This window comes from Sphingobacterium sp. NPDC055431 (assembly GCF_053644255.1).
This window is the reverse complement of the sequence record NZ_JBSHLH010000011.1, coordinates 25,506-39,374: the sequence shown is the minus strand read 5'-3', so window position 1 is coordinate 39,374 and position 13,869 is coordinate 25,506. Positions and strand designations below refer to the sequence as shown.

The following is a 13,869-nucleotide window of genomic DNA, read 5'->3' as shown; positions in this document are numbered from 1 at the left end:
GAGGACCTGTACGCCAATGCCATCCGCAATTGATATGTCTGTAAAATTCCGAGATCCTTCCTTCGTCAGGACGACAGCTAGGGGGGGCGAAGGTAAAGGACCTGAACGCCAATGTCATCCGAAATTGATTATGTCTATAAAAATCCAAGAACTTTCGTTCCTCATTTTGACACCGGAAAAGTTTATTTTTTTTACGACATACTGCCCTAGAAGGGCAGAATTTTTTTAGAAATGGTACTGAACAATATAGGGGTTGCGCAAAAACGATGTTCGATTAATCGAACATCGTTTTTGCATTAATTCCAAGCTAACGTGACATGCCAGCTAAAATAATGGAACCCCGATGGGGTTATATATTTAGAAATAAAAGAGCCAATATATTTCATTGCCAGCAAGCTGTCATCACCTCCGAATAAATTTAGTCCAAATTTTTCATTCTGAGGAGGACTTGACCTCATTCGAGACACATTCCGAAAAATCGCAAAATGTTTAATTTAATTATCCACGAATATTCGGAGCATTCTGCATTGTCCTTCGAATGATTCTCGAATATGTCTCGAATGAAACCAGAGTTTATGGTTTTTATGGAAATGAAATATTAACACTGTCTATTAATTATTTCTAAACCCATTTTGTTCTAGTTATGTTAAATTTTTTAACGAGCTGAACAAAAGAATTAGATAATTGTTAATCGAGCAAATGAAGAGATCAATCAGCTAATGAAAGCGAAGTTGTTTATCATTAGGATAAAATCTTTGCCTCATGGTCCTAATATGCTTAAAATGATGCTGTTTGGGGTGTTTTAATGCCTATATGGGTTAATTTAAGTAAACATTTATTTTGTATCTTTGATTAGAAGTAAATAAAAATGGACAAAATATGTTTATTATCGGTTCAGATATGTTGTTCATTCCGTTTCTCAATTGAGTATCTTCGTAAGAAGAATTCTGATGGAAATCTTAGAGGGGGAAATTTATCGTTCTATTGATCTTATTGGAATTTTTTGGGCGGATCGTCCGTCCGGTTTTGAGTATTTTTATGAATCAAAAAAATAATTTTTAATTATGTTGAAAGGTTTTTTTACAGTTCCTACGCCAACGAATGAGCCCGTTTACTCATACGCTCCTGGGACTAAAGAAAGAAGTTTATTAAAAGAAGCTATTGCTGCTGCAAGAGCAACAGAAATAGATATCCCGATGTACATTGGAGACGAAGAAGTTCGCACCAGTAAGAAAGTAAAAATCACACCACCACATGATCACAAACATGTGCTAGGTTATTTTAATCAAGGTACTAAAGAGAATGTCAAGGAAGCGATCGATGCTGCCTTAGCTGCTAAAAACGATTGGGAAAATCTTCCATGGGAACAAAGAGCTGCGATTTTCTTGAAAGCTGCAGAGTTGATCTCTACAAAATATCGCTATAAATTGAATGCTGCAACCATGCTAGGTCAGTCTAAGAATCCGTACCAAGCAGAAATTGATTCAGCATGTGAGATTGCAGATTTCTTGCGCTTCAACGTGAAGTACATGAGCGAAATCTACCAACAACAACCTCCAATCAACCCTAAAAATGTATGGAACAGAGTAGAGCAACGTCCTCTTGAAGGATTCGTGTTTGCATTGACTCCGTTCAACTTTACAGCTATTGCAGGTAATTTACCTACAAGTGCTGCGATGATGGGTAATGTGGTGGTTTGGAAACCAGCAAACACACAGATCTATTCAGCGAATGTGTTGATGGAGATCTTCAGAGAAGCTGGTGTACCTGCAGGTGTGATCAACTTGGTTTATGTATCAGGACCTGATGCTGGTGATGTGATCTTCAAACACCCTGATTTCGCTGGTATACACTTTACAGGTTCAACCGGTGTATTCCAAGATATCTGGAAAACAATTGGTGAGAATATCCACCTTTACAAAACATACCCACGTATCGTAGGTGAAACTGGTGGTAAGGACTTTATCTTAGCTCACCCATCTGCTGATTTAGATGTATTGAATACAGCATTGGTACGTGGCGCATTTGAATTCCAAGGACAGAAATGTTCAGCTGCATCACGTGCTTACGTTCCTAAATCTCTTTGGAAAGAGCTTAAAGAAAAAATGGAGCGTGACATCAAAACCTTCAAAATTGGTGGAACGGAAGATTTCAGCAACTTTATCAATGCGGTTATTGATGAGAAGGCTTTCGATAAGATCACAAAATATATCGATAGAGCCAAAGAGTCTAAAGATGCAGAGGTTGTAATCGGTGGTGAATACGATAAATCTAAAGGTTACTTCATTAACCCAACGGTTATCGTTGCTGAGAAAGCTGATTACGAAACGATGTCAGAAGAATTGTTCGGTCCAGTATTGACAATTTATGTTTATGACGATAAGAAATGGGCTGAAACCTTGAAATTGGTTGATACCACTTCAATCTATGCCTTGACGGGTTCTATCATCTCTCAAGACCGTTATGCAATTGAAGAAGCAACTCATTATTTACGTAATGCAGCTGGTAACTTCTATATCAATGATAAATGTACAGGTGCCGTGGTTGGACAACAGCCATTTGGTGGTGCAAGAGGTTCAGGTACCAATGACAAGGCAGGATCTATGATCAACCTATTGCGTTGGGTATCTCCAAGAACGATTAAGGAAACCTTTAATCCAGATGTGGATTACCGTTATCCTTTCTTATCTGAGGAATTATAGAATATTATTAAAATAAGTCATGGGAGCTATCTGAAAAGGTGGCTCCTTTTTTTTGTGCTGCCCTTCGGTTCCGATAACTGTCGAAGCTACATTCCAAAATACAACCCCTAGCGGGCAATGTCATTAATTTAAGAAAGAAAACAAACTTTAGATTCTTCGTTACTTTTGGAGCGCAAAAGTGAACAAACCGACAAAGGAGCTCAGGGATACCAATTCTCTTCGTTACTTTTGGAGCGCAAAAGTGACCAAACCGACGAAGGAGCTCAGGGATACCAATTATCTTCATTACTTTTGAAGCCCAAAAGTAACCAAAAGGCTTCGGCTCATTTAAGATGGCTTTTCGCACCATCCATCGCACATGAAAAGAATGCCTTGATGTCGAGGATGCCGTTCTTCTAAATTCTCCCTTTAGATGGGAGTATTTCTTGAAAGCATCCAAGCCCAATCCCACCGCGCAGGGCCACGGCATTCTTTCCCTTTTTCCGCCATTGGAAATGAGCCAGGGGCTAAAGGACTTCCTGCGGAAGGATTGATGTTTGTTAACTCACTAACAATGCATAATTCTTGTAATAAAAAGAACCCTAGAAGGGTTCAATTATTTTAGCAATCCCACCGCGCATGGCCACGGCATTCTTTCCCTTTTTCCGCCATTGGAAATGAGTCAGGGGCTAAAGGACTTCCTGCGGAAAGATTGATGTTTGTAAATTTGGGAAGCCCTTGAAGGGGTGAAATCTTTGTAGATCCAAGGGGTTCCCCATGGAGAACCCACAGCATGGGTGAAATATTTTTCTAAAAATCCTCTTTATTGGGCGAGCTTAATAAAAAATAGTTTCCTCATCTTACGATTTCGGAATGACCAAATCCGAAAAAAAATAAAAAAATAGATTCTTCGCTGCGCTCTGAATCCCTTTTGGGGATACATCCGATTTTGAATGATCAGTGAAGAATCTGTACGGTTCTCCAACAAAAAGTTCTGTCATCGTCAATCGAAGACTGACGAGCTTTACGCCTACGAAAATTGGAAACCCTTCAAGTGGACATGAGTTACGATCTTGGTCCATCCTCCTATCCCATGAATCCTGGTTCTTGCCATAATCTTGGTCGATCCTCTCATCCTTGGCATCCTGGTTCATATCCTGATCTTGGTCCATCCTTTATCCCGTACCCTGAGCAGCTTCGAAGGGCATCCTGGTTCAAACCATCTCCAGAACCCCTCCAATCTACTTCAATTAATTTTCTATCATTCCCTAAATTTTCTTATTTTGATACAGAAAATCACTGCAATACTAACGGTGGTGTTACCATTATTAAACTGATCATCAATTAGAGCTGCGAATATGTTTAAAAGATTGTTTTTATTGGAATGGAGATCTTTTTTCAGGTCGGCTGATCTGGGGAGAAGTTTGTCCGTTAGAATAATTTTGGGCTTACTTGGCCTTTATTTTTTGGGATCTGCAGTGACCTTTGGGGTTAGTTTGCATTTCTTGATCATTGAATTGTTTCCAAATCAGGAACCTATACATTTTGTGGGGAAATTTCTGTTGTATTGGGTCTTTTTGAGCTTTTTGATGCGGATGATGATGCAAAAGTTGCCCATTCAAAATGTCAAGCCTTTATTGGTTCTGAATATACCGCGGAGTAGCATCGTCAATTATACCCTGTTAAAATCCTCCAATTCGTTTTGGAATTGGATGCTGTTGGCTGTTATTGTTCCCTATCTGATCATTACCGCAAGAGTAACTGATTTAACGAATTTTCAACTGTTTTCATGGTGCATTGCGGTCGTGGGTTTTGAATTTGTTGTGAACTACCTGAATCTTTACATTCAACAAAATTTCAAAAATGGTCTTTTGAAAACGCTGCCCATAATGGCGCTTCTAGTGGTCATATTTTGTTTGGATCACTACAGTATATTTTCTGTTTCAGGGTTGTTTGGTCAATTTTTTGATCTTGTCCTGACTTATCCACTATTATGTTTGGTTCCTGTTGTCTTGGCTATTTTGAGTTATTTTCTGTTGTATTTTAATGTGAAAGAGAACATGTTTTTGGATGCTTATCTACAGACAGAAAGGACAGTTGTCAAAAATTATGATCTCTCCTGGACGAATCGTTTTGGAGAATTGGCTCCATTCCTTCAGCTGGACATGAAGTTGATCTGGAGGTCAAAAAGAGCAAGGGCCGTTATTTTTGGTTGTTTGGTGTTTTTGTTTTATGGCTTGTTCTTTTACCCACAGCGAGAAGGAAACCCAACCGCATTAGTTTTTGTTGGGGTTTTTATTACCGGAATATTTGTGATCAATTTTGGCCAATTTGTTCCAGCTTGGGATAGTACCTACTATGCGATGCTTATGACTCAAAATATGCCTATCAAATTATATTTGGAATCCAAAGCGAAGCTGATGTATATTTCCATTGCGATCATGACCGTGTTGAGTACAGGATACTTTTACTTTGGATGGGTGGTTGTTTGGGTAAATATAGCCTGTGCGGTCTATAATTTAGGGGTCAATGTTCCTGTTATCCTTTATTTCGGAAGTATGAACAAGAAAAGGATCGATCTGGACAATGGAAATATCTTTAACTATCAAGGTACAGGTGCAGCTCAATGGTTAGTTGGTATCCCATTATTGATTGCACCAATTATCATTTGGGCAATTGCCTTTTATGCGGGTGGAATCAACATAGCTAATATTACGCTCATTGTCATTGGCTTAATTGGAGTTGCTTTGCGGAATGAAATATTAAATAGGATCGCTAAGAAGTATCAAGAGAATAAATACAAGATATTGATTGGGTTTAAGGAGGTTAATAATTAACTGTAGATATTGAATTGAAAATAAATGATTGAGATAAAGGATATAATAAAAAGCTATAATGGAATTCGGGTTTTGAATATCCCGAGTTTACATATTGGAAAAGGGGAGAGCATAGGGTTGGTCGGAAACAATGGAGCTGGGAAAACAACTCTGTTTAGTTTGATTTTGGATCTGATCCAACCTGATTCAGGCGAGATATTGTTGAATGATATACCAGTCCATGGACAAGACGGTTGGAAGAAATTTACCACGGCTTTTATTGATGATAGCTTCCTGATTGGATACCTAACACCCGAGGAATATTTCTATTTTCTAGGTGAGTTACGAGGAATGAACAAAAGTGATGTAGATAAGCTTTTAGCGGAGTATGGAGAGTTTTTTAATGGTGAAGTATTGAATAAGAAGGTCTATGTGCGTGATCTTTCTAAGGGAAACCAAAAAAAGGTTGGTATCGTCGGGACACTCATTGGAAATCCTGAATTGATTATTTTGGATGAACCCTTTGCAAACCTAGATCCAACTACACAGTTTAGGTTGAAAAAGCTGATTGCTAAAATAAGGGAAAATAAGGATGTAACTCTTTTGATTTCCAGTCATGACCTTTCCCATACCGTTGAAACCGCAGATCGGATCATTGCTTTGAGTATGGGGTTGATCGTTAAGGATGGTGTCAAAACGGAAGAAACATTGGCAGAGTTGAATTCATTCTTTGCTGTTGAATAAAAAGCTTCATGGCTAAGCCCATTTTATGGCTTAACTGAAAATAAGTAAGAATCCCAGATTGGAGATGGCCTTTAGCTGTTCTCCAATCTGGGATTTTTTATTTGATAGCTAGCTCAAAAGATCGCTCATCCATTTTTTGAAAATCTATTGATGGTGCTTCCATCATCAAGGTTCAAGGAGACCTGAAGGGCTTTACCTTGGGCTGTGATGTCCACATAGGTTCTATTTCCTGCTTTTGGACCACCGCCAATTATCACATAATAATTATGGGAATTATCGGGTGGATGGAAACTGTATTTATGTGTATGTCCTGAAATTACGGCATCAACCTTATTATCATTCAATATGCTGTGGAAACATTCAAAGTTATGCTTGGTTCCATGCCAATCATCCGAATGATGGAAGGGGATGTGGGTTACGACAAGGGTATGTTTCGCTTCCTTACGTTCCTTAGATTGCAGCACCTTGGATAACCATGCCTTTTGCTCCAGTCGGTAATTGTCGTAATCAACGGTACCGGCATATACTTCATGGTCATCAGGTTTATCCTCACCACTGTCCAGAATAATCCAATAGATTGGCCCCATGCGAAATGCTTGGTAAAACTTGTTTTCTGGGTAATCAAAATACTTTTTGTAGTCTCTGGCGAAGCTTCCTCTAGTTTCATGGTTACCTCGTATCATGAGGAAAGGGGTGGTACTTGCAAATTTGTTTCCAATAGGCTTCAATAGTTTTTCAGTCAGGTCAGTTTGGTTGCTTACATAATGGAAGGAGTCGCCATTTAGGAATACCAAATCCTTTTTAGCCAATTTACTCTTATCAAAAAGGAAGGCATAGCTGTCTTTATCCTCATGTATGTCATTCAGGATCAAACATTGTATGCTATCCTGTTTGGGTAGAGGAACGGTAATCTCAAAAGGTTCCGATTGAATGGTTCCAGCATATTCAATTTTATAGGGTTCGAATTTACTGATTTCCTTTCCTACCACCTTGTATTTCAACTGACCGTTCTTATGGTTTACCTTGAATTTAAAAAGGTCGGTATTTGCGTTTCGCATTCCGTCCTCTACCTGATAAATGGATTTGACGGTTTTGTTATTGGCATCCAGGACTTCAACCCAAGCGAGGCATGGTTTGTTGAATATCGCACAGATGGTTACAGTCTCGGCATTCAGGTTCTGTAAGTAGGGTGGACAGGCGAGCGAAAAGGCTTCGTTCTGATTAGGGATCAGTTTTTCTGCATAGGCAGGGGTACTGGCTCCTAAACCAATTAATCCTAATCCTTTCAGGAAATTTCTTCTATTAAAGTTCATGCTAGATTGAGGTTAGATTTTGTCTCTATAAATTTATAAAAAACATCCTAGCATTGGATAGGTAAATGATGATGTAGGACTAATTTTACAATAGCGGATTTTTTCTCCATAAAAAAACAGCAGCTCATTTGAGCTGCTGTTTCAATATGTCCTCCTATTAATTTGAAACCTAGAGGAGTTTTGTAAAAAATGATTCTAATTAATCTTCTTCCCTGATAGCGGCTTGATCAAGATCTTGACCACTTACTTCAGCTCTGATTTTGTGTTCTAGTTCATCCATTAAATCTGGATTGTCTAACAGTAAGGTTTTCACTGCATCACGACCTTGTCCCAATTTCGTGTCACCATAGCTGAACCATGAACCAGATTTTTTGACGATTCCGTATTCCACCCCTAAGTCAATGATCTCACCAACTTTGGATATACCTTCACCAAACATAATGTCAAATTCAGCGATACGGAAAGGAGGGGCAACTTTATTTTTCACGATCTTCACTTTTACGCGGTTACCAGATACCTCATCAGAATCTTTGATCTGTGAAGTACGACGGATATCCAAACGTACTGAAGCATAGAATTTCAGGGCATTACCACCAGTAGTCGTTTCAGGGTTACCAAACATTACACCGATTTTCTCGCGCAATTGGTTGATGAAGATACAACAACAGTTGGTTTTAGAAATGGTACCGGTCAACTTACGTAAAGCCTGAGACATTAAACGTGCCTGTAGACCCATTTTGGATTCACCCATTTCACCTTCAATCTCGCCTTTAGGAACCAAAGCTGCAACGGAGTCAATCACGATAACGTCGATAGCTCCCGAACGGATCAAGTTATCTGCAATCTCTAATGCTTGCTCACCATTGTCTGGTTGAGAGATTAAAAGGTTCTCGATATCAACCCCAAGCTTTTGGGCATAATATTTATCAAAAGCGTGTTCCGCATCAATGATTGCTGCGATACCACCTTTTTTCTGTGCTTCTGCTACAATATGAGTGGCTAAAGTAGTCTTACCAGAAGATTCAGGACCATAGATCTCGATGATACGTCCTTTTGGTACACCACCAATACCTAAAGCGATATCTAAGCCTAAAGAACCTGTAGAGATAGCCTCGATAGGTTCAACAGCTGTATCACCTAATTTCATGATGGTACCTTTTCCGTAGTTCTTTTCTAATTTATCTAATGTAAGCTGTAAGGCTTTTAGTTTGTCTGAGTTGCTCATATTTTTAGTATAACGTTGTCAAAAATAATTTATAATATTGAATTCTACAAATAAAATGCTAAAAAAGTTAGTTATTTTGTTTTGATATGTTCAAGATGTTAGTTTTCTGTTGTTTTAAGCTAGATTTTGAAGAATGTTTTAATCTTTGTGGACTAATTTTGCTTTTTTATTCCGTTCAAAATATCTGCAAAAATAGGAGATGGGGCAAATATCGCATTTAGGGGATCTTGCCAGGCATATATATCGACCATGTAAGATTAGCCAATGATGTGCCATGGCTATGGTATCTTTAGGTAAATGTTTGACCAATTGTTTTTCTGCAGCCAGTGGCGTTGTTGCCTTATTGGTCAATCCTATTCGATCAGCCACCCGGAACACGTGTGTATCTACAGCCATGGCTGGGTTATGGAATACCACAGAAGAAATGACATTGGCAGTTTTGCGGCCTACACCTGGAAGTTTGACCAAGTCTTCGACCTTCTCCGGAATTTCTCCGTGGAATGCACTGAGGAGTTTTTGAGCCATACCAACCAAGTGTTTCGCTTTGTTGTTGGGATAGCTTACCGATCTGATATAAGTGAACACTTCATCAGGGGAGCTAGCCGCTAAGGATTCAGGATCGGGATATCGCTCAAATAGGGCAGGAGTCACCTGATTTATCCTTTTGTCTGTACATTGAGCAGAAAGAATAACCGCAATGAGCAATTCAAATGGATTGCCATAATTCAGTTCTGTCTGTGCGTCAGGATTGTGGGTAGAAAAATATTCAACAAAAGCCTTGTAACGTTCTTTTATCAGCATAAACAAAGATAATAATATTTCTAGGGAAGATTTAAGCTTTGTTGAGGGAATAGGGTATAAATGACGAAGCCACTCTTTCTTAGAATGGCTTCGTTATTATAAGTTACGTAAGGTCTTAGAATAGTTGAGGATATTTTCTATAGTTCTGTCTTCTGGATCTTTAGACAACTGTTGTATGCAACTTTTGATTTTTTCCTCGAATGATAATTCAAGATTAGCGTCTTGAATGATACCTGAAAGTTGACCTTCGTAATTTACTTCTTTTGTTTTAGTAGAGTTTTCGACCATAAGCATCTTGTTTTCTATCTAAACGCAAGATACTTAGCAATATTGTGAAAAATTTAACATTTTTTTACTTTTTTTCTGAAACTAATTTATTAGCCTCTACAATAGCGTTATAAGCATTCACAATACCTCCACTTACACTGATTTCATCCAAATACACGCGTTTTGAATTGCCATCTTTTTTGATCTTAACCTTTTGGTCAACCTTAGTTACGCTCTTCATGATGACCTCTTTAACTTGCTCGGCAGTCAATGAAGGGTAATATGCACGGATCATTGCTGCTAAGCCTGCAACAACAGGGGCAGCCATACTGGTACCTTGGTTTTCTTTGTATTTAGACTCTGGGATAGTCGAGTTGATCTTAACACCAGGTGCAAAAACATCCACGCTGCGGTAACCATAGTTTGAGAAGTTTGCTAATAGATCAGCGTCCTGTTTCAGTCCTGTTGCACCAACAGTGATCCAGTTCTTGGCTTCACCAACAACGGCATCTACACTATCGGTAAAATATTTGGTTGGGTAGTTTTTCTCTATATCATTATCCTGAGCATCATTACCAGCGGCATGAACAAGTAATACATCTTTAGATTCAGCATATTTAATGGCTTCGTCCACTGCCTTTTTATTGTATGCATAACCTTTACCGAAACTCATGTTAATTACTTTTGCGCCATTATCTACAGCATAGCGGATACCATTGGCCACATCTTTGTCGCGTTCATCACCATTAGGAACCAGGCGAACAGCCATGATCTGTACATGATCCGCAACACCGTTGACGCCTTTATTGTTATTGCGTTTAGCACCAATGATACCGGCAACGTGAGTTCCGTGTTCAGCATCTGGACCTTTTACATCTGGGTTTCCATAATTGCGTTGGGAAGCATCTTCGTAGTCGTCGCCTACCACGTGTCTAGGATCAAACTCTTTGTTTAAATGGGAATCGACCTGATCGGTAAAGTATTTTACAGCATCCTCTATGTCCGTGTAGAATTTCTCGAATGAACCATTGTCAAGTTCTTTTTTTGCGATCCTAATGGCCATCTTTTGTTGATCACCTTCTGCTTGGAAAGCGTCCAAATCTGCTTTGGTAATATCTTTAGGGGCTTTGCCGATTTTTTTCACTACAGCATCTACTTCATTTTTAAGACGGCCATAGTTCAACTTGCCGAATGAAGCTTCTTCCATTTTAGAAGTATAGTCTGTGATCATTTTTTGGTAGGCCACGAACTCTCTTCTTTCCTTTTCAGAAAGAGGTGTACTTGGTAATACGGAAATGTATTTAGGTTCGTAGATACGGATCAGACGGGTTACCTCTAAATTGTCTTGATTAACATTCAATCCATCTTTACCGCCAATAAAGTTCCATCCATGTACATCATCGATATAGCCATTGCCATCATCATCTTTACCGTTTCCAGGGATTTCCTTTGGATTGGTCCATAATACATCCTTTAAATCTTCGTGTTGAATATCCACACCTCCATCTAGTACAGCCACAACAACAGGCGTTGCTTTTTTGCCTTTTAAAAGTTCTTGGGCTTTTTCAGTACTGATACCCATGACACCGTCTTTTTGAAAATCAAGATTATACCAGTTTGCTGGGGGAGTGGCAGTCTTATCTTGGCTAAATCCAAGGGTTGGAAGAATTCCTAAAGCTAAATAGCACAGAAATTTATTTGTTCCTATCATATTTTTATAGATTATAATTCGACAAATTTAATATTTTCAACTAGATGCTTTTGTTAATTAATCTAAAATCACAAAAATTTTATCTTATTTTTAAGCATTCATTAACCATTATTAACTATATAGTATGAAAGATAAATATGTAATTGGTTTAATATTGTCAATCATGATATCATCCTGTTCATCAGATAACAAAATACAGAAAGAGCCAGTGAGTTGGCCCGATGCAATGGCGCCTATTGCCGAAGAAATAGCCCATGAAAGAATAATCCATGGAGATACGGTCTCTGACCCCTATTATTGGATGATTGATTATTTCAAAAAAGGACCAGATTCTTCGAAGGTTGTGGCTTATCTGGAAGCGGAGAATAAATATACAGAGGCCATGATGAAGGATACGGAATCTTTTCAGGATATCCTTTTCAAAGAGATGAAGGGTCGGATCAAAGAAACCGATGAAAGTGTCCCATATTTGAGAAACGGGTATTACTACTATCAAAGAACGGAAGAGGGGAAACAATACTTTAAGCTGTGCCGTAAGAAAGGCAGCCTAGATGCCAAAGAAGAAGTATTGTTGGATGTGGATAAGATGGCTGAAGGCTTTGCCTATTATGCCATTGGTGGTGCTACGGTGAGTCCGGACAATAAATTGCTCGCCTTTTCGGTAGACACGGTTTCCAGGAGAGAGTACGTCATTCAGTTTAAGAATCTGGAAACAGGCGAACTTTTAGCCGATAAAATTGTCAGGACTTCTGGTGCTGCTGTTTGGGCATCTGATAATAAAACGATTTTCTATACTTCCAAAAATCCTGTGACCTTATTGAGTGAAAAAATAAAGCGTCATGCCTTGGGTACTGATGCGGCATCGGATGCAGTGGTATATGAGGAAAAGGATAATACCAACTATATAGGGGTAAGTAAGTCCAAGAACGATCAATACATCTTTATCTATTCAGGAGGTACATTAAGTTCGGAGACCAGGTACATTAAAGCTGATGAGCCCAATGCGGAGTTCAAGGTATTCCAAGCCAGAATGAAGGATGTGCTCTATGATGTGACGCCATTGGCAGATAAATTTTTGATTGTTACCAATGATAATGCCCAGAACTTTAAGGTGATGGAAACGCCATTGGATAAGACGGCTAAAGAAAACTGGAAGGAATATATCCCACACAGAAAGGATGTCTTGGTACAGGGGATCGATGAGTTTGCGGATTATGTAGCCATATCTGAAAGGAAAAATGGCTTGACGCAATTGGCCATCAGGAACCTTAAGGATAATTCTCAGCATTACCTTGATTTTGGTGAAGCTGCCTATACGGTTTATCCGAGCACAAACGCAGAATACAATACCGAAGTATTACGATATGGATATACTTCCATGGTCACTCCATCGTCTACATTTGACTATAATATGAAGACCAAAGAAAAGACCTTGATGAAGCAACAAGAGGTACTTGGCGGTTATGAAATGAAGAATTATGTGACAGAGCGTGTAATGGCCAAGTCTACAGATGGTACAGAAGTTCCAATTTCTATCGTCTATAAGAAGGGCACCAAGAAAGATGGAACTGCTCCATTGTTGTTGTATGCATACGGTTCCTATGGTAATTCCATGGACCCAAGCTTCAGTTCTTCGAGATTGTCTCTTTTGGACCGAGGTTTTATCTATGCATTAGCGCATATTCGTGGTGGTGAGGAAATGGGAAGACAGTGGTATGAGGATGGGAAAATGATGAAAAAGAAAAATACGTTCACTGATTTTATTGACTGTGGCAAGTATTTGATCGATCAGAAGTTTACAGCCAAGGAGCATCTTTATGCCCAAGGCGGAAGTGCGGGCGGATTATTGATGGGTGCCGTGATCAATATGTCGCCAGAAATCTGGAATGGAGTGATTGCGCAGGTTCCATTTGTCGATGTAGTGAATACCATGTTGGATGAAAGCATTCCATTGACGACGAATGAATATGATGAATGGGGAAATCCCAACAATAAAGAAGCATACGATTATATGAAATCATATTCTCCATATGAAAACATTGAAGCGAAAGAATATCCAAACCTATTGGTTACCACTGGGCTCCATGATAGTCAGGTGCAGTATTTTGAGCCTGCAAAATGGGTAGCGAAATTGCGTGCAACCAAGAAAGGTAACAATGTCATCCTATTGAAAACGGATATGGATTATGGACATGGTGGCGCATCGGGAAGGTTTGATTACTTAAAAGATGTGGCATTGAGTTATGCATTCCTATTTAAGTTGGAGGGAATTACCAAATAAAAGAGAAAAGACAGATACAAGAAAGGGCAA

11 protein-coding genes are annotated in these 13,869 nt (G+C 39.0%); 6 read left to right on the top strand and 5 right to left on the bottom strand.

Annotated features, from left to right (window positions below):
• From ACWIB3_RS11275 to ACWIB3_RS11265, 3 genes are all read left to right on the top strand, one after another.
• The coding region (locus tag ACWIB3_RS11275; RefSeq protein WP_454291641.1) for a hypothetical protein at nt 1–229 on the top strand (229 nt) is incomplete at its 5' end.
• 835 nt (nt 230–1,064) lie between these two features.
• Nucleotides 1,065–2,702, top strand: a complete 1,638-nt coding sequence (pruA, locus tag ACWIB3_RS11270; RefSeq protein ID WP_454291640.1) for an L-glutamate gamma-semialdehyde dehydrogenase — start codon at nt 1,065–1,067, stop codon at nt 2,700–2,702.
• Between the two features lie 165 nt (nt 2,703–2,867).
• A complete protein-coding gene (locus tag ACWIB3_RS11265; RefSeq protein WP_454291639.1) occupies nt 2,868–3,101 on the top strand; it encodes a hypothetical protein in 234 nt (77 codons plus the stop codon).
• A gap of 440 nt (nt 3,102–3,541) precedes the next feature.
• On the opposite strand, the gene ACWIB3_RS11260 is transcribed toward ACWIB3_RS11265, so the two are convergent.
• Nucleotides 3,542–3,853, bottom strand: a complete 312-nt coding sequence (locus ACWIB3_RS11260; protein WP_454291638.1) for a hypothetical protein — start codon at nt 3,851–3,853, stop codon at nt 3,542–3,544.
• Nucleotides 3,854–4,039: 186 nt separating this feature from the next.
• Between ACWIB3_RS11260 and ACWIB3_RS11255 the strand changes: the two genes are divergently transcribed.
• Both ACWIB3_RS11255 and ACWIB3_RS11250 read left to right on the top strand, forming a co-directional pair.
• Complete coding sequence (locus tag ACWIB3_RS11255) at nt 4,040–5,518, top strand: DUF5687 family protein (protein WP_454291637.1); 1,479 nt, start codon at nt 4,040–4,042, stop codon at nt 5,516–5,518.
• A 24-nt stretch (nt 5,519–5,542) separates the two neighbouring features.
• A complete protein-coding gene (locus tag ACWIB3_RS11250) occupies nt 5,543–6,241 on the top strand; it encodes an ABC transporter ATP-binding protein (RefSeq protein WP_185213349.1) in 699 nt (232 codons plus the stop codon).
• 125 nt (nt 6,242–6,366) lie between these two features.
• On the opposite strand, the gene ACWIB3_RS11245 is transcribed toward ACWIB3_RS11250, so the two are convergent.
• From ACWIB3_RS11245 to ACWIB3_RS11230, 4 genes are all read right to left on the bottom strand, one after another.
• Nucleotides 6,367–7,554, bottom strand: a complete 1,188-nt coding sequence (locus tag ACWIB3_RS11245) for a metallophosphoesterase family protein (protein WP_454291636.1) — start codon at nt 7,552–7,554, stop codon at nt 6,367–6,369.
• Between the two features lie 199 nt (nt 7,555–7,753).
• Complete coding sequence (recA, locus tag ACWIB3_RS11240; RefSeq protein ID WP_185213351.1) at nt 7,754–8,779, bottom strand: recombinase RecA; 1,026 nt, start codon at nt 8,777–8,779, stop codon at nt 7,754–7,756.
• Nucleotides 8,780–8,917: 138 nt separating this feature from the next.
• Complete coding sequence (gene nth, locus ACWIB3_RS11235; protein WP_454291635.1) at nt 8,918–9,580, bottom strand: endonuclease III; 663 nt, start codon at nt 9,578–9,580, stop codon at nt 8,918–8,920.
• A 352-nt stretch (nt 9,581–9,932) separates the two neighbouring features.
• Nucleotides 9,933–11,558 (bottom strand): S8 family peptidase, encoded by a 1,626-nt coding sequence (locus ACWIB3_RS11230; protein ID WP_185213354.1) that lies wholly within the window; start codon nt 11,556–11,558, stop codon nt 9,933–9,935.
• A gap of 124 nt (nt 11,559–11,682) precedes the next feature.
• Here ACWIB3_RS11230 and ACWIB3_RS11225 point away from each other — a divergent pair, with 124 nt between their 5' ends.
• Nucleotides 11,683–13,839 (top strand): S9 family peptidase, encoded by a 2,157-nt coding sequence (locus ACWIB3_RS11225; RefSeq protein ID WP_454291634.1) that lies wholly within the window; start codon nt 11,683–11,685, stop codon nt 13,837–13,839.
• Nucleotides 13,840–13,869: the final 30 nt, after the last annotated feature.